This is a genomic window from Pseudomonas sp. HOU2 (genome assembly GCF_040729435.1).
Taxonomy (GTDB): domain Bacteria; phylum Pseudomonadota; class Gammaproteobacteria; order Pseudomonadales; family Pseudomonadaceae; genus Aquipseudomonas.
The window spans coordinates 5676405-5691300 of sequence record NZ_CP160398.1 but is presented as its reverse complement, the minus strand read 5'-3'; the positions used below and the strand labels follow the sequence as shown (position 1 = coordinate 5691300).

Annotated in this window: 14 protein-coding genes; 6 read left to right on the top strand and 8 right to left on the bottom strand. The window is 60.6% G+C overall.

All coding sequences use genetic code 11. The annotated features are described in order from the left end of the window. Positions 1–26 precede the first annotated feature (26 nt). From ABV589_RS25575 to ABV589_RS25555, 5 genes are all read right to left on the bottom strand, one after another. The gene (locus tag ABV589_RS25575) at positions 27–866 is read right to left on the bottom strand and encodes an AraC family transcriptional regulator (protein ID WP_367084154.1); all 840 of its coding nucleotides are present in this window, start codon (positions 864–866) and stop codon (positions 27–29) included. Between the two features lie 72 nt (positions 867–938). After that, positions 939–1637, bottom strand: coding sequence for an arsenical resistance protein ArsH (gene arsH, locus ABV589_RS25570; protein WP_367084153.1), 699 nt, complete (start codon positions 1635–1637; stop codon positions 939–941). Between the two features lie 12 nt (positions 1638–1649). Further along, positions 1650–2120: an arsenate reductase ArsC gene (locus ABV589_RS25565; protein ID WP_367084152.1), complete on the bottom strand. Its 471-nt coding sequence runs from the start codon at positions 2118–2120 to the stop codon at positions 1650–1652. Positions 2121–2145: 25 nt separating this feature from the next. After that, positions 2146–2493, bottom strand: a complete 348-nt coding sequence (locus ABV589_RS25560; protein ID WP_367084151.1) for a metalloregulator ArsR/SmtB family transcription factor — start codon at positions 2491–2493, stop codon at positions 2146–2148. 280 nt (positions 2494–2773) lie between these two features. Further along, positions 2774–3658 carry a LysR family transcriptional regulator gene (locus ABV589_RS25555; RefSeq protein ID WP_045122518.1) on the bottom strand — a complete coding sequence of 295 codons (885 nt, stop codon included), beginning with the start codon at positions 3656–3658 and terminating at the stop codon, positions 2774–2776. Positions 3659–3791: 133 nt separating this feature from the next. On the opposite strand from ABV589_RS25555, the gene ABV589_RS25550 reads away from it, so the two are divergent. Both ABV589_RS25550 and ABV589_RS25545 read left to right on the top strand, forming a co-directional pair. Further along, positions 3792–5438, top strand: a complete 1647-nt coding sequence (locus ABV589_RS25550) for a GMC family oxidoreductase N-terminal domain-containing protein (protein WP_367084150.1) — start codon at positions 3792–3794, stop codon at positions 5436–5438. Between the two features lie 164 nt (positions 5439–5602). Beyond that, entirely contained in the window at positions 5603–7225 is a 1623-nt protein-coding gene (locus ABV589_RS25545) for an MFS transporter (protein ID WP_367084149.1), read from the top strand. 175 nt (positions 7226–7400) lie between these two features. On the opposite strand, the gene ABV589_RS25540 is transcribed toward ABV589_RS25545, so the two are convergent. Both ABV589_RS25540 and ABV589_RS25535 read right to left on the bottom strand, forming a co-directional pair. Next, positions 7401–7769: a DUF427 domain-containing protein gene (locus ABV589_RS25540; RefSeq protein WP_098964421.1), complete on the bottom strand. Its 369-nt coding sequence runs from the start codon at positions 7767–7769 to the stop codon at positions 7401–7403. Between the two features lie 281 nt (positions 7770–8050). After that, positions 8051–9457, bottom strand: a complete 1407-nt coding sequence (locus ABV589_RS25535) for a serralysin family metalloprotease (protein ID WP_367084148.1) — start codon at positions 9455–9457, stop codon at positions 8051–8053. 279 nt (positions 9458–9736) lie between these two features. On the opposite strand from ABV589_RS25535, the gene ABV589_RS25530 reads away from it, so the two are divergent. The 3 genes from ABV589_RS25530 to ABV589_RS25520 all read left to right on the top strand — a co-directional run bounded on the left by ABV589_RS25530 (position 9737) and on the right by ABV589_RS25520 (position 13199). Then, positions 9737–11668, top strand: coding sequence for a DNA topoisomerase III (locus ABV589_RS25530; protein ID WP_367084147.1), 1932 nt, complete (start codon positions 9737–9739; stop codon positions 11666–11668). Between the two features lie 187 nt (positions 11669–11855). Continuing rightward, the gene (locus ABV589_RS25525) at positions 11856–12359 is read left to right on the top strand and encodes a GNAT family N-acetyltransferase (RefSeq protein WP_367084146.1); all 504 of its coding nucleotides are present in this window, start codon (positions 11856–11858) and stop codon (positions 12357–12359) included. A gap of 510 nt (positions 12360–12869) precedes the next feature. Continuing rightward, positions 12870–13199, top strand: a complete 330-nt coding sequence (locus tag ABV589_RS25520) for a hypothetical protein (protein WP_367084145.1) — start codon at positions 12870–12872, stop codon at positions 13197–13199. A gap of 173 nt (positions 13200–13372) precedes the next feature. Here ABV589_RS25520 and cynR read toward each other — a convergent pair whose 3' ends face one another. Further along, positions 13373–14248 carry a transcriptional regulator CynR gene (gene cynR, locus ABV589_RS25515; protein ID WP_367084144.1) on the bottom strand — a complete coding sequence of 292 codons (876 nt, stop codon included), beginning with the start codon at positions 14246–14248 and terminating at the stop codon, positions 13373–13375. 120 nt (positions 14249–14368) lie between these two features. On the opposite strand from cynR, the gene cynS reads away from it, so the two are divergent. Beyond that, positions 14369–14836 carry a cyanase gene (gene cynS / locus ABV589_RS25510; protein ID WP_367084143.1) on the top strand — a complete coding sequence of 156 codons (468 nt, stop codon included), beginning with the start codon at positions 14369–14371 and terminating at the stop codon, positions 14834–14836. The last annotated feature ends 60 nt before the right edge of the window (positions 14837–14896 follow it).

Here is a 14896-nt window from a genome sequence, read left to right as displayed (position 1 = left end):
GCAGCGTGGTGGTCTTGAACGTTTGTTCAGCGTCGAAACGTGCCGATGGCGCGTTGCTGATAGGCGCCCGGCGTGATGCCGTAGGCGCGCACGAACCAGCGGCCCAGATGGCTTTGGTCGGCGAAGCCGAGGCGGCTGGCGACGTCCACTGGCTGCATGCCAGCGGCGAGCATTTGCCGGCCACGGCTGAGGCGCAGCTGGATCAGCCACGCGTGCGGCGCGAGTCCATAGGCCGCCTTGAACGCGCGGGTCAGGCGGAAACGGTCGGTGCCGCAGACGTCGGCCAGGGTTTGCAGGCTGATGTCTTGCTCGTGGTAGGCCATCAGGTAATCGCGTGCCTGCCGGGCGATCAATGGCGCGCGTGATACGGCGCTTGGTTGCGGTCGCCGGTACAGGTGAATCGCCAGTCGCTCCAGCAACGCATCCAGCGCCACATCGCGCACCATGCGCACGTCCTGCTTATGCAGCGCATTGAAGGCAAACAAGGTGGCCCGAGCCAGTTCGGGATCATCGTTGAGCACACTGCCGATCCCCGGCAAGCCGCTGCCATAACTGCCCAGATGCAAACCGTCCAGCGCTTGCTCCAGCCATGCAGGTTGCAGATAGAGCATGCGATAGGTGAAGCCGTCCGGGCTCGGCGCATCGCCGTCATGGATGTCGCCGGGTTCCAGCATGAAGACCTTGCCCGGCGTGCTGTCGTGCCGCGCCCGACGGCTGTTGAAGCGCTGCACGCCTTGCTCGGTGAAGCCGATCAGATAGGTTTCATGCCAGTGCGGATCGTAGGCGTGCGCGTGCCCGGCGAAATGCGCGTGCAGGGTTTCGATGCCGGTTTCCCGGTCGCGGGCAAGGTCGATCCAGTTGCTCATGGCGTGCATACAGTGGTGGGCTGGGGCCAGTAATCCACAATTGGCGGGTTGAGGCTAGAAGGTTTGTGCATTTCAGATCGAGCGCTGATTGACCCGCGCCATCAGTTGCTCGGCACTCTCCTTGCGTTCGGAATAGCGATCCACTAGAAAATCCTGGCGCTCGCGCAGCAGCACGGTGAACTTCACCAGCTCTTCCATCACATCAACCACGCGGTCATAAAACGCTGACGGTTTCATCCGCCCCGCCTCGTCGAATTCCGTGAACGCCTTGGGCACCGAAGACTGATTGGGGATGGTGAACATGCGCATCCAGCGCCCCAGCACGCGCAGTTGATTGACCACGTTGAACGACTGCGAACCGCCGCAGACCTGCATCACCGCAAGAGTTTTGCCCTGGGTCGGACGCACCGCGCCGAGCTCTAGCGGAATCCAGTCGATCTGCGCCTTGAACACCGCCGACATCGCACCGTGGCGTTCCGGCGAACACCAGACCTGACCTTCCGACCACAGCACCAGCTCGCGCAGTTCCTGGACTTTGGGATGATCGACCGGGGCGTCGTCCGGCAACGGCAAACCGGACGGATTGAAGATGCGCGTTTCGGCGCCGAAGTGCTCCAGCAAGCGTGCGGCCTCCTCCACCAGCAGACGGCTGAAGGAACGTTCGCGGGTCGAACCATAGAGCAGCAGGATGCGTGGTTTGTGTTCGTGCGAAGGTGATGTGATCCGGCCTTGGAACAGGCTGTGATCAAGATTGGGCAGGTGCTCTGACATACGTCCTCCGACTCAGAGGGAGCCGATGCGATCCAGTTCGCGCTGAAGCTCAACGCGGCTGAGTGATTTGAAAGGAAGACCGAGGAAAGTTGCGCAGCGCCGCTCGATGGTCGCCAGCGTGGCACGGAATGCCGCATCCACTGCGGCCTCGTCACCCGTCACATCGGAGGGATCTTCCAGCCCCCAATGGCATTTGATCGCCGGGCCGAAGTACACCGGGCAGGTTTCGCCGGCTGCCTTGTCGCAGACAGTGATGACGATGTCCGGCGGGTTGCCTTCAAAGGCGTCGTTGCCTTTGCTGTACAAACCGTCGATAGCGATACCGGCCTGTTGCAGCGTCGTCAGGCTGCGCGGCAACACCTGGCCTTTTGGGAAACTGCCGGCGCTCACCGCCTCGAAACCCTCGCGCGCCAGATGATTGAACATGGCTTCGGAAAGGATGCTGCGGCAACTGTTGGCCATGCACATGAACAGGACACGCATGGATAGCTCCGGGGATAGTTGAAATTCAGCAGCACGTGGTTTCGCGGGCAGGACGGCCGTCCATGTTGTGCAGGCGACAGGCATTGTCCTTGAGCCAATCGGCGTTGGCCGTCGCGGTAATCTTGAGGATCTGGTGAACCCAATCCGGCAGATCCGGATTGAGCCGGTAATAGACCCACTGGCCCTGACGGCGATCGAGCAACAAACCATTGCTGCGCAGTTGCGCGAGGTGGCGGCTGATTTTCGGCTGGCTGTCGTCGAGGGCACACATCAGCTCGCAGACACACAGCTCACCCTGCTCGGCAATCAGCAAGGTGGCGCGGGCACGGGTTTCGTCGGCCAGGCTTTTGAACAGTTCGGTGGGGGTGAGCATGGGGTGCGGGCTCGAACATATGGAAAACCAAATATACGGATATCCATATATTATTCAACTCCAGTAACGGCATAGAACCTGTGGGAGCTGGCTTGCCAGCGATGACGGATTGACATTCAACATCACCATTGGCTGATTCACCGCCATCGCGGGCAAGCCCGCTCCCACAGGGTTTTATGCAAGCAGAACTATCCGCGTAGTGTCAGTCGATTCCTATGTCACAGACATACCGCCTTCGCCAGCAGGCTGGCTCCCACAGGGGGATTTGTGCGGGGCATGACTATCCGCGCAACAGGCCCTGCTCCGCCTCGCAAAGGCCGACGACATAATCCCAGACCACCCGCAGCCGCACCGACTTGTGCAGCTCGCGCCGGGTGCTGATCCAGTAGCTGCGCTCGATGCTGTCATCCGGCAATAACGCCACCAGATCCGGATCCGACGCGGCCATGTAGCAAGGCAGCACGGCAATGCCCAATCCCGAGCGCGCCGCTTCCTGCTGGGCGATGACGCTGGTGCTATGGAACACCACGCGCGGACTGCGGCAGAAGCTGTTGAGGAACATCAGTTCCTGACTGAACAGCAAATCATCGACATAACCGATCCACGCATGCCGCGCGAGGTCTTCGCGGCTGCGCAACGGCGGTGCGTTGTCGAGGTAGCGTTGGCTGGCGTAAAGCGCCAACCGATAGTCGGTGAGCTTGCGCGTGACCAGCATGTCGGCCGCCGGGCGTTCCAGATGAATGCTGATTTCCGCCTCGCGGTTGAGGATGCTGACGAAGCGCGGCACGGCGACCAGTTCCACTTCCAGCCCCGGATAACGTTCGAACAGGCCGATCATGCGGCTGGCGAGAAACTTGATGCCCAGCCCTTCGGTGACGCCGACACGGATCTTGCCCAGCGGTGCGGTGGACTGGGTGATTTCTTCCTGGGCCAGCAGCGCGACGTTCTCCATGGCTTCGGCGTGCTTGAGCAGCGCCTCGCCTGCCGGGGTCATTTCATAGCCTTGGGCGTGCTGGACGAACAGCGCGGTGCCGAGGCTTTTTTCGATGGCCTCGATGTGCCGGGCCACTGTGGCGTGGGTGGTGTTCAAGCGCCGGGCGGCGGTGAGCAAGCGGCCGCTGCGTTGCAACTCCAGAAAGAAGCGCAAGTCGTTCCAGTCGAACATGGGGTGTCCTTGTCAGCTATCGTCAGTCCAGGCTGTTTGAAAACGCACAGCGGCTGCGCAAAAACTAACATTCTTTTAACGAAAGCTAACAACTAGAGTGTTCGACAATAAAAACAAAAAGCGAGGTCAGGGAATGCAGACTTCCCTTGAAGAATACGACTACATCGTGGTCGGCGCCGGCCCCGCCGGGTGCCTGCTGGCCAATCGACTGTCGGCGGATAAACAGCAGCGGGTGTTGCTGCTCGAAGCCGGCGGACGCGACAACTATGCTTGGATTCATATCCCCGTGGGTTACCTGTTCTGCATCGGCAACCCGCGCACCGACTGGTGCTTCAAGACTGAAGCGCAGCCCGGCCTGCGAGGCCGCAGCTTGAGCTACCCACGCGGCAAAGTGCTCGGTGGCTGCTCCTCGATCAACGGCATGATCTACATGCGCGGTCAGGCCGGCGACTATGACGGCTGGGCCGCCGAGGGCAATCCGGGCTGGGCCTGGAACGACGTGCTGCCGCTGTTCAAGCAGAGCGAAAATCACTTTGCCGGCGCCGCTGAGTTTCACGGTGCCAAGGGTGAATGGCGCGTCGAGCAACAGCGCCTGTCATGGCCGATTCTCGACGCGTTTCGCAGCGCTGCCGAGCAGAGCGGCATCGCCAGCATCGACGACTTCAACCAGGGTGACAACGAGGGTTGCGGCTACTTTCAGGTCAACCAGAAGGCCGGGGTACGCTGGAACGCGGCCAAGGCGTTTCTCAAACCAATTCGCGAGCGGGCCAATCTGACGGTATTGACCGGGGTTGAAGTGGATCGGGTGCTGCTGGAAAACGGTCGTGCGTCGAAAGTCAGCGCGCGTCACGAAGGCCAGGTGAAAAGCTTCAAGGCGCGCAAGGAAATCATCCTCTGCGCAGGTGCCGTCGGCTCGCCGAGCATTCTGCAGCGCTCCGGGATCGGCCCGCGTCCGTTGCTGGAGCGTCTCGGCATCGGGGTGATTCATGAGCTGCCGGGGGTCGGCGGCAATCTGCAGGATCACCTGCAACTGCGCCTGATCTACAAACTGCAGAACGCTCGGACCCTGAATCAGATCGCCGGCAGCGTGTGGGGCAAGATGGGCATGGGCCTGCGTTATCTGTATGACCGCAGCGGGCCGTTGTCGATGGCGCCGAGTCAGCTCGGAGCGTTTGCCCGATCCGGGCCGGAGCAGACCTCGGCGAACCTTGAGTATCACGTGCAGCCGCTGTCGCTGGAGCGTTTTGGCGAGCCGCTGCACAGCTTTCCGGCGCTCACCGCGTCGGTGTGTGATCTGCGTCCGCAGAGCCGTGGGCGCATCGACATCCGTTCGGCAGACCCGCGGGAAGCACCGCTGATTCAACCGAATTACCTCAGCCATCCCGAAGACCTGCGTGTGGCCGCCGACGCGATCCGCCTGACCCGCCGCATCGTCAGCGCCCCGGCCCTGCAAGCGTTCAAACCGGTGGAGTATCTGCCCGGCGACAGCCTGCAAAGCGAAGAACAACTGCACGAAGCAGCGGCGCGCATCGGCACTACGATTTTCCATCCGGTCGGCACCTGTCGCATGGGCAATGACGCTGAAGCGGTGGTCGATGCGCAACTGCGCGTGCATGGCGTGCCCGGCCTGCGCATCGCCGACGCCTCGATCATGCCGCGCATCACCTCGGGCAACACCTGTTCGCCTACGCTGATGATTGCCGAGAAGGCGGCGCAGATGATCCTCAACCCACCGACCAGGAGCTGCACAGCAACCCCAGAACTGGCCCAAACCCTGTAGGAGCTGCCGCAGGCTGCGATCTTTTGCCTTTGGCTTTTTCAGATCAGGAACAAGATCAAAAGATCGCAGCCTTCGGCAGCTCCTACAGGGGACCGTGTAATTCGTTCAAGGCAGCGCGCAACACCAGTGGAACAACAAAAACAATCACTGTGAGGGATACCGACATGTCAGAACACGCTCAGCCGCTGGACGCCGCGAGCGGCGCCAGCACCAGCAATGCCACGCAGAAAGTCATCTTCGCCTCGTCCCTAGGGACGGTGTTCGAGTGGTATGACTTCTTCCTCTACGGCGCCCTCGCGGCGGTGATCAGCAAGCAGTTTTTCGCCGGGGTCAACGACACCACGGCGTTCATCTTCGCGCTGATGGCCTTCGCCGCCGGGTTTATCGTGCGGCCGTTCGGGGCGCTGGTGTTCGGTCGGTTGGGGGACATGATCGGGCGCAAATACACCTTCCTCGCCACGATCATCCTGATGGGCATCGCCACGTTCTGCGTCGGCCTGTTGCCGACCTACGCCAGCATCGGCATTGCCGCACCGATCATTCTGGTGGTGCTGCGCATGCTCCAGGGCCTGGCGCTGGGCGGTGAATATGGCGGCGCCGCGACTTATGTGGCGGAACACGCGCCAATCGGCAAACGCGGCTTCCACACCAGCTGGATTCAGTCCACCGCGACCCTCGGCCTGCTGCTGTCGCTGCTGGTGGTGCTGGGTTGCCGCTACTTCACTGGCGATCAGTTTGAAGTCTGGGGCTGGCGCATTCCGTTCCTGCTGTCGATCGTGCTGCTGGGCATTTCCACCTGGATCCGCCTGAGCCTGCACGAGTCGCCGGCGTATCTGAAAATGAAAGAGGAAGGCAAAGCCTCGAAATCGCCGATCCGCGAGTCCTTCGGCAAATGGGAGAACCTCAAGGTTGTGCTGATCGCGCTGTTCAGCATCAACGCCGGGCAAGCGGTAACCTTTTACGCTGCGCAGTTCTACGTGCTGTTCTTCCTCACCCAGTTCCTGAAAATGGACCCGGCAGTTGCCAACAGCCTGCTGATCATCAGCGTGGTAATCGGCGCGCCGTTCTTCATCATTTTCGGCTGGCTGTCGGACAAGGTCGGACGCAAACCGGTGCTGATGCTCGGCCTGCTGCTGGCGACCGCGCTGTACTTCCCGATCTTCAAATCCCTGGCGCATTACGCCAACCCGGCAATCGATCAGGCCAGCCGTCAGGCGCCGATCACCGTGCTGGCCGATCCGGCCACCTGCACCTTCCAGTTCGACCCGGTGGGCAAGGCCAAATTCGACAGCCCGTGCGACAAGGTCAAGACCTTCCTGGTCAAGCAGGGCCTGCCCTACTCCAGCGTCGCCGCCCCGGCCGGCAGCGGCGTGCAGGTGAGCGTCGGCGACGTGAAAATCGACGGCTACGACGAATCCGCCCTGCGCGGCGCGGTGACCCTCGCCGGCTACCCGCAACAGGCCGACCTGCAACAGATCAACAAACCGATGATCGTGGCGCTGATCGTCGCGCTGATCATCATCTCGGCCATGTGCTACGGCCCGCTGGCGGCGCTGATGGTCGAACTGTTCCCGACGCGCATCCGCTACACCTCGATGTCGCTGCCGTATCACATCGGCAACGGCTGGTTCGGCGGTTTCCTGCCAACGGTGTCGTTCGCGCTGGTGGTGTACACCGGGGATATTTTCTATGGGCTGTGGTACCCGGTGCTGATTACCGGGGTGAGCCTGGTGGTGGGAATGATTTGTCTGCGGGAGACGAAGAATATCGACCTGGACAAGAACTGATTCCAGATCAACTCAGCTTACCTGTGGCGAGGGAGCTTGCTCCCGCTCGGCTGCGAAGCAGTCGCAAAACCTGTAACCCTGGTGTATCTGATGCACTGTGTTTAGGGTCGCTTCGCAACCCAGCGGGAGCGAACTCCCTCGCCACAGGTGATTTACTCGGTCACAGACTTGCGTGTCAGGCATCCGCCTTGATCACCTCAAACTTCACCTGATCCGGATAAAACGCCACATAGTTCTTGATCGCATCGACTGAGATCTTCGGTTTCTCGTAAGTCCACACCGCATTCGCCCCCTCATGCCCCGGCACCTGCAGGCTGAAGTAATTGGCATCGCCCTTGTACGGGCAATAACTGGTGTGATCGGTGCGGGCAAAGTATTTCTCGTCGATGTCCTCGCGGGGCACGTAGTACACCGGCGGGTAGTTGGCCTCATGGAGGACCAGCACATGCGAGGACGCCGCGACCTGGATGCCGTGGAATTTCACCAGCAGGCAACCGGGGAGTTCTTCGAGGGTGATGACGGGGTTGAGGCCGGTGGTGCTCATGGGGGTTTCTCCTGAATACGGCGCAGAGACCGGTTCAGGTATAGCCCATCTGTTGAGCAGGTGATGATTTTGCAGCCGAACGGCCAAGGCCCCTCACCCCAGCCCTCTCCCGGAGGGAGAAGGAGCCTGCGGAGGTGTCTTTCGTTCTACACCGACCTGAAAGTACTTCATCGATTATGGATTCAGCGAAGTGCTATCAGGTCGGTGCATGTTTTCAGCATCCCCCGATCGGTTCCCTCTCCCACTGGGAGAGGGTTAGGGTGAGGGCTACTCTTCTGGCATCAAACCACGATATCAGTCGCCACCGCCTGCCCCACCACACCGACGGCAAAGTCAACCTCACCCTGCCCCGTCAGATCAATCAGCAGCCCGGTCTGACCACTCTGCGCGTAATAAGTCAGGATCGCATCGCCCGCATGACCGGTGAAACTGCTGACGAAGTTCAGCGTGGCCGCACCCGTGGCGAAACCGGCGATGCCCGAGAGGTCGATCTTGTCCAGGCCGCTTTTGAAATCCATGATCCAGTCCGGCTGGTTGTTGGTCGAATCGCTGGCTGCGCCGAAGACGAAGGTGTCTGCGCCCTCACCGCCCCACAACGTATCACCGCCGCCGCCACCGTAGAGAATGTCGTTGCCGGCACCGCCATGCAGAACGTTGACCGCCGAGTTGCCGATCAGCAGGTCATTGCCCGAACCGCCAACCGCGTTCTCCACGGTCACGCCATAGGCAATCGACACGTTACCGACCAGCCCGCCAACGTCAGAGAACGCCCCCTCATTGAGGTTGATCTTCTGGTTCTGGGTGAAGCCGGAGAAGTTCAGCGTATCGTTACCGCCACCGTCCCACACTGAGAACACAACTTTCGACGCCGCCGATGTCGCGCTGTAGAAATCGCGGCCGGCGTTGGAGCCGAAACCGTAGGTGGTGTCATCGGCGCGGGTTGCATAGTTGGCGCCGTAGAGTTTCTGCACCGCAACGATATCGTCGAGCAACGGTGCGGAGGCATAGGCGCCGCTGCCGTCCTTGCTGAAGTTCTGGTCGGTGTTGGCTTCGCTCCAGTAGCTCATCAGGCTGTAGCCACGGGTGTCTTCGGCGTACTTGGCGTCGTTGTAGGTCGGGTTGCCGTTGCCGGCGTTGTAGGCGCCCGGGTGCGACAGGCCGAGGGTATGGCCGATTTCGTGGGTCAGGGTCTGACGCCCGTAGTTGTTGGTGTCTGGGGTCTTGTTGACCTGATATTGATTGTTGATCAGGTACCACGACTGACCGTCGTAGCTGCCGCCGCTCGGCAGATAGGCGAACGCCGCGCCGCCGGTGCTGACGTCGTAGTTGCCGAAGGTCATGTGGCCGTCGCCACCCTTGCCCTCGGTGAAGGTCACCTTGGCCACGTCGGCCCAGGATTGCATGGCCAGCACGGCTTGAGCCTTCTGCTGCGCGCTGAACTGGCTGAAGTTGCCGAGGTTGGGGTTGTAGTTCGCCGGTTTCTCGGTGAGGAAGGTGTAGGTCAGGGAGATTTTGCCGTCACCGTTCTTGTCGTGCCACGACAGGTTTTTGCGCAGGATTTCGTCGGCTGCCTGGTCGGCGGTGAACGACGGTTTGCCGTTCACCAGGCCGACGCCACGGTCATACAGATGGCTGAAGGCGTTCACTTGATCATAGGCGCTGCTGGTTTTCGCTTTGGCTTGAGCCATGGTGGGACTTCCTTGTTTCAGAGTTGGCAGTACGCGTCGGGCACGGCAATCCACTGGCGAGATCGTCCGCTCACTCGCGTTTCTAAGAAGCCCGGTGAACCTGACACGAGCGTCAACTGCCCTGCCAATCGATTTCTCGATAGCCGCGCGCGACGTCCCGGTAATTCCGGTCATTCCCGGCAATGTTTTGATCTGTATATCCATACAGATAAAAGTTGCTCCGGGCGCCAACTGCGGCCATTCTGTGCACCTCCAGTGAACTGATCGACGACGGTGGTTATGCGGCTGTACCTCTGTGAAAAACCTTCCCAGGCCAAAGACATTGCGGCCGTGCTCGGCGCCAGGCGTCGGGGCGACGGCTGTTGGCTGGGAACGGACGTCACAGTGACCTGGTGCATTGGCCATCTGCTGGAAACAGCACCACCGGATGCCTACGACGCGCGCTACAAGCGCTGGGTGCTGGCGGATCTGCCGATCATTCCCGACAAATGGAAAATGACCGTCAAGCCGCGCACCGCCAGCCAGTACAAGGCGGTCAAGCGCCTGCTGGGCGAGGCCAGCGAGCTGATCATCGCCACCGACGCCGACCGTGAGGGCGAGATGATTGCCCGGGAACTGGTCGAGCACTGCCGCTATCGCGGGCCGATCCGTCGCTTGTGGCTGTCGGCGCTGGATGAAGCGTCGATTCGCAAGGCTTTGGCCGCGCTGAAGCCGGGGGCGGAAACCTTCAGCCTGTATCACTCGGCACTGGGGCGCTCGCGGGCCGACTGGCTGATCGGCATGAACATGAGTCGTCTGTTTACGCTATTGGGCCGGCAGTCCGGCTATCAGGGTGTGCTGCCCGTCGGTCGGGTGCAGACGCCGACACTGCGGCTGGTGGTGGATCGTGACCGCAGCATCGCCGATTTTGTGCCGGTGCCGTATTGGGCGATCGATGTGCAACTGCTGCACGACGGCACGCCGTTCACTGCGCAATGGCGTTCGCCCTCGGACGTTTGCGACGATCAGGATCGCTGTCTGAATCAGGCACTGGCCCAGCAGGCAGCCGCCGCTCTGAACAGCGCCGCCAGTGCGCGGGTGGTCAAATTGCGCACCGAACGCATGCGTGAAGTGGCACCGCTGCCATTCGATCTGGGCACCCTGCAGGAGGTCTGCTCGAAGAAACTCGGTCTCGGCGCCCAGGAAACCCTCGACATTGCCCAGGCCCTCTACGAAACCTACAAGGTCATCACCTACCCGCGCAGCGATTGCGGTTTCCTGCCGCTGAGCCAGCACAGCGAGGCACCGGGGATACTCGCAGCACTGCGTCAGGCCGACCCGAGCCTTGACGCGCTGAACGGTCATCTCGACCCACAGCGCCGCTCACGGGCGTGGAACGACGCCAAGGTCAGCGCCCACCACGGCATCATCCCCACAGCGGCGGCGAAAAATCTCGAGCGCTTGAGCGGTAAGCACCGGGCGGTCTACACCCTGATTCGCGCGCGCTATCTGGCGCAATTTCTGCCCAACCACGAATACGATCGCACCCAGGCCGATTTCGATTGCGCCGGTGAAGCCTTGCGCGCGGTCGGCAAGCAGATCATCGAGCCGGGCTGGAAGCGCGCCTTGCCCGAAGCCCTCGCCCCGGCCAAGGGTCGTGAAGCACCCGCCCCGCAAACCCTGCCGGCGCTGAGCCAGGGTATCGATTGCGCCGTAGCCGGCGTGAACCTCAAGGATCTGTGGACCCAGCCGCCTAAGCCCTACACCGAGGGCGATCTGATCAAGGCGATGAAGAACGTTGCCAAACTGGTGGAAGATCCGCTGCTCAAACAGAAACTCAAGGACACCACCGGCATCGGCACCGAAGCGACGCGCGCCTCGATCATTCAGGGTCTGCTGGATCGCGGCTATCTGGTGAAGAACGGCAAGGCGCTGGCCGCGACCCCGGCGGCGTTCAGCCTGATCGACGCCGTGCCCCGGGCGATTGCCGATCCCGGCACCACCGCCATCTGGGAACAGGCGCTGGACATGGTGCAGAGCGGCGAGATGAGCCTGGAAGAGTTCGTCACCAAACAGGCGGCGTGGATGAGCAAACAGGTCAGCCGCTGTTCCGCGCTGAGCCTGACCATCAGCGGCCCGCCACCGGCCGGCAAGGCTGCGGCGCCGTGGAAGAAGAAACGCAAATCGACCCGAAGCAAAACAACCAGTGCAACCAAGCGTACCGCCAAATAACTCAAACCTGCTGAGCTGCTGTGGCGAGGGAGCTCGCTCCCGCTCGGCTGCGCAGCAGTCGCAAAACCTGCAACTATGGTCTATCTGAAACATTGCGATTGCAGGCTTTAGGGCCGCTGCGCGCCCCAGCGGGAGCAAGCTCCCTCGCCACAGGGTTCTTAAGTCTCCCTTTTGGAGTTCATTGAACATGCCCACCATCGAACTGCACCCCGCCCACCGCGACGAACTGCAAACCATCGAAAACCTCATGCAGTTCTACATGTACGACTTCAGCCAATGGCTACCGCTGAAGCTCGGCGAACATGGTTTCTTCAGCATTCAGCTCAAAGACAACTACTGGGGTAACCCTGCGACCCAACCGTTCCTGATCCGCGTCGACGGTGAACTGGCCGGCTTCGTGACCGTGGATGACGACACCCACATCGACGGTGCCGAACACAACATCGGCTACTTATTCCTCACCCGACGCTTTCGTGGCCAAGGCGTCGCGCAGTTTGTCGTCTCTGCCCTCTTGAGCCGTCTGCCCGGTCAATGGCAGATTTTCCACATCGACGCCAACCTGCCTGCGCAGCGCTTCTGGGCCAGGTTGATCCCCGAATTGACTGGCGGCGCAGTCACCCGCCAGCAGCGCACCGTGGACGGTTACCCCTGCACCTTCTACGTCCTGCGCGCCCCCGCTTCCGTTGCCTGAACGGAACTTTCTCATTCCAAAAACGCTTTGTCCGACAATATGTAGTGAACAAAAATAATCACTACAAAACCGTTGACGGCACCGTTTTGCTTTTGCATGATGAAGACGTTCCCCGATCGGGAACATCGGTAACACGCTTGAGCAAACTCGTCTGACCGCCGAGTTGTTTTTTCCGGATACACGCTGCCCACAAGGCAGATTGAAGAAGCTGACCTGGCCTGAACGTCCAGTACAAGGACGAGAAGCGCTGGCGAAAATTCTCAAGACGCTTGTGGTCGACCCTGAAAACGTCGTCAAGGAGCCTCCCGGTTTTCGCTGCTTCTCCTCGTTGTGACGCTATTGCGTAGCAGTTATTCAACACGACTACATGCAACAGACGCATGACCCCGTACTTCACACGGGCGACCGCTGACGTCCTGGTTTCGGTGCCAGGGATCAACTAACCGATGGGCTACCTGTATTAGCGAATCAACTTTGAAAGATCACCAGACTGGTCAAGGGGCAAACATCATGAATCTGAACAATCAACCTACTATCGAAGAACTGGCTCGTATGTTCGCTGCGCAAAAAGACAGCCACGACAGCCACATTCTCTGGATCAGCAAGTCGGGTCAGGTGCAAATCGACTGCCTGTCGCCCCACGCTGGTGAAGAAGAATTCGACCGCAGCCACCAGAACCTGCTGGCCCGCCTGAAGATGTACCGCCGCGGCCACGGTTATGTCGGCAAGAAAGCTGCGGCCGACAAGGACTTCATCAGCAATGTCCTGCAGACGCTGAAACAGGCGTGGGATTCGATGCAGAACAAGAACGAAGTTCGGGTGATTGACCGGTTCTACTGATTTACAACTTCAATAAATAAAAGGGCCTGCTTCCTATAAGGAGCAGGCCCTTTTTATTGCTCCCTAAAACTCCGTGTAGGAGCTGCCGAAGGCTGCGATCTTTTGATCTTGTTTTTTAAGATCAAGATCAAGATCAAAAGATCGCAGCCTTCGGCAGCTCCTACAGTGAGATGTCAATGGCTTTGCAGTACCAGATTCATGAACGCCACCGCCGCCGCACTGTGATAATTATTGCGCCGCCGCAACAACGCCGCCCCACGCTGCGGCGCTTCGTTCTCGACGCTCAAGCGACGCAACGCCCGGTCTTCGCTGGCAATCGCTTCGGGCAACATCGTCGCCATCGGCGAATACCGCACCACTTCCAGCAACGTACTCACCGAGTTCACTTCGATCCGCACCTGCGGCGTGATCCCCTGCTGACGAAAATACTCATCAATCGATAACCGGGTGATGAAGTCCGGCGCCAACAAGGCGAAATCCAGGTGCGCAAGGTCACTCGCCTTCAGCACCGAAGTGCTTTCGTACAACGGATGCTCCCGCCCGACCATGATCCCCAGGGTTTCGGTAAACGCCGGAATGCATTCGATGTCCGGGTTGCGCACCGGCGTAAAGGCAATCGCAACATCCAGCGAATCGTCAGCCAGCCCCGCTTCGATATCGTCCATCGACAACTCGAAAATCTGCAGATGAATACCCGGATAGCGCGCCGTAAAGTCACGCACCAACGGCCCGACCAGATACGCCATGAACGTCGGGGTCATAGCCAGGCGCAGGCTGCCACGGGACAGGTCCTTCACGTCATGCAACGCGCGCTTGCCTGCCTCCAGCTCCAACAGCACGCGCCGTGCGCATTCGATGTAGGCCTCGCCGGCATCGGTGGCTCTAACGGTGCGTGAAGTGCGATCAAACAGATTCACCCCGAGGCTTTCTTCCAGTTGGCGGATCTGTTGCGAAAGGGTCGGCTGCGACACATGCAACGCCTCCGCCGCCCGGGTGAATCCGCCGTGATCGGCCACGGCCAGCAGATATCGCAAATGTCGCAGCAGCATGGGGCTCACCATCTATAGGCAGGACTTATGCGAGGCATTGTATATCGGTCTTGGACGCTATGGATCAATCGGCAGAAGATGGCTCCCACACCGCAAGCCAACCTTGAAAGGAGTGACACCATGCAACAGTCCCACGCCTACAACGATGCCAGCCTGGCCCTGACCACCCGCATCCTCGACATCAAGGCCCGCAAGAATCTGTCATGGCAGGATCTGGCCGATGGCACTGGCCTGAGCCTGGCCTACGTCACCGCTGCCCTGCTCGGCCAGCACCCGTTGCCGCAAGACGCTGCGCAAGTGGTCGGCGACAAACTCGAACTGGACGCCGACGCCGGTGCCGCTCTGCAGATCATCCCGCTGCGCGGCAGCCTCAGCGGCGTACCGACCGATCCGACCATCTACCGCTTCCACGAAATGATCCAGATCTACGGCACCACCCTCAAAGCCCTGGTCCACGAGCAGTTCGGCGACGGCATCATCAGCGCCATCAACTTCAAGCTCGACATCAAGAAAGTCGAAGACCCTGAAGGCGGCTCCCGCGCCGTGGTCACCCTCGACGGCAAGTTCCTGCCACTGCGTCCGTTCTGATCCGCGCGGCCCGCACCTCGCGTGCGGGCCAACCGCTCACTTGCTCAATGAGGACACGCC

What these genes read in the sequence shown, in the direction of transcription:
- ABV589_RS25565 (WP_367084152.1), bottom strand. Translation starts at nt 2,120, where the DNA reads ATGCGTGTCCTGTTCATGTGCATGGCCAACAGTTGCCGCAGCATCCTT.
- arsH (WP_367084153.1), bottom strand. Translation starts at nt 1,637, where the DNA reads ATGTCAGAGCACCTGCCCAATCTTGATCACAGCCTGTTCCAAGGCCGG.
- ABV589_RS25560 (WP_367084151.1), bottom strand. Translation starts at nt 2,493, where the DNA reads ATGCTCACCCCCACCGAACTGTTCAAAAGCCTGGCCGACGAAACCCGT.
- cynS (WP_367084143.1), top strand. Translation starts at nt 14,369, where the DNA reads ATGCAACAGTCCCACGCCTACAACGATGCCAGCCTGGCCCTGACCACC.
- ABV589_RS25525 (WP_367084146.1), top strand. Translation starts at nt 11,856, where the DNA reads ATGCCCACCATCGAACTGCACCCCGCCCACCGCGACGAACTGCAAACC.
- ABV589_RS25575 (WP_367084154.1), bottom strand. Translation starts at nt 866, where the DNA reads ATGAGCAACTGGATCGACCTTGCCCGCGACCGGGAAACCGGCATCGAA.
- ABV589_RS25535 (WP_367084148.1), bottom strand. Translation starts at nt 9,457, where the DNA reads ATGGCTCAAGCCAAAGCGAAAACCAGCAGCGCCTATGATCAAGTGAAC.
- ABV589_RS25530 (WP_367084147.1), top strand. Translation starts at nt 9,737, where the DNA reads ATGCGGCTGTACCTCTGTGAAAAACCTTCCCAGGCCAAAGACATTGCG.
- cynR (WP_367084144.1), bottom strand. Translation starts at nt 14,248, where the DNA reads ATGCTGCTGCGACATTTGCGATATCTGCTGGCCGTGGCCGATCACGGC.
- ABV589_RS25555 (WP_045122518.1), bottom strand. Translation starts at nt 3,658, where the DNA reads ATGTTCGACTGGAACGACTTGCGCTTCTTTCTGGAGTTGCAACGCAGC.
- ABV589_RS25540 (WP_098964421.1), bottom strand. Translation starts at nt 7,769, where the DNA reads ATGAGCACCACCGGCCTCAACCCCGTCATCACCCTCGAAGAACTCCCC.
- ABV589_RS25520 (WP_367084145.1), top strand. Translation starts at nt 12,870, where the DNA reads ATGAATCTGAACAATCAACCTACTATCGAAGAACTGGCTCGTATGTTC.
- ABV589_RS25550 (WP_367084150.1), top strand. Translation starts at nt 3,792, where the DNA reads ATGCAGACTTCCCTTGAAGAATACGACTACATCGTGGTCGGCGCCGGC.
- ABV589_RS25545 (WP_367084149.1), top strand. Translation starts at nt 5,603, where the DNA reads ATGTCAGAACACGCTCAGCCGCTGGACGCCGCGAGCGGCGCCAGCACC.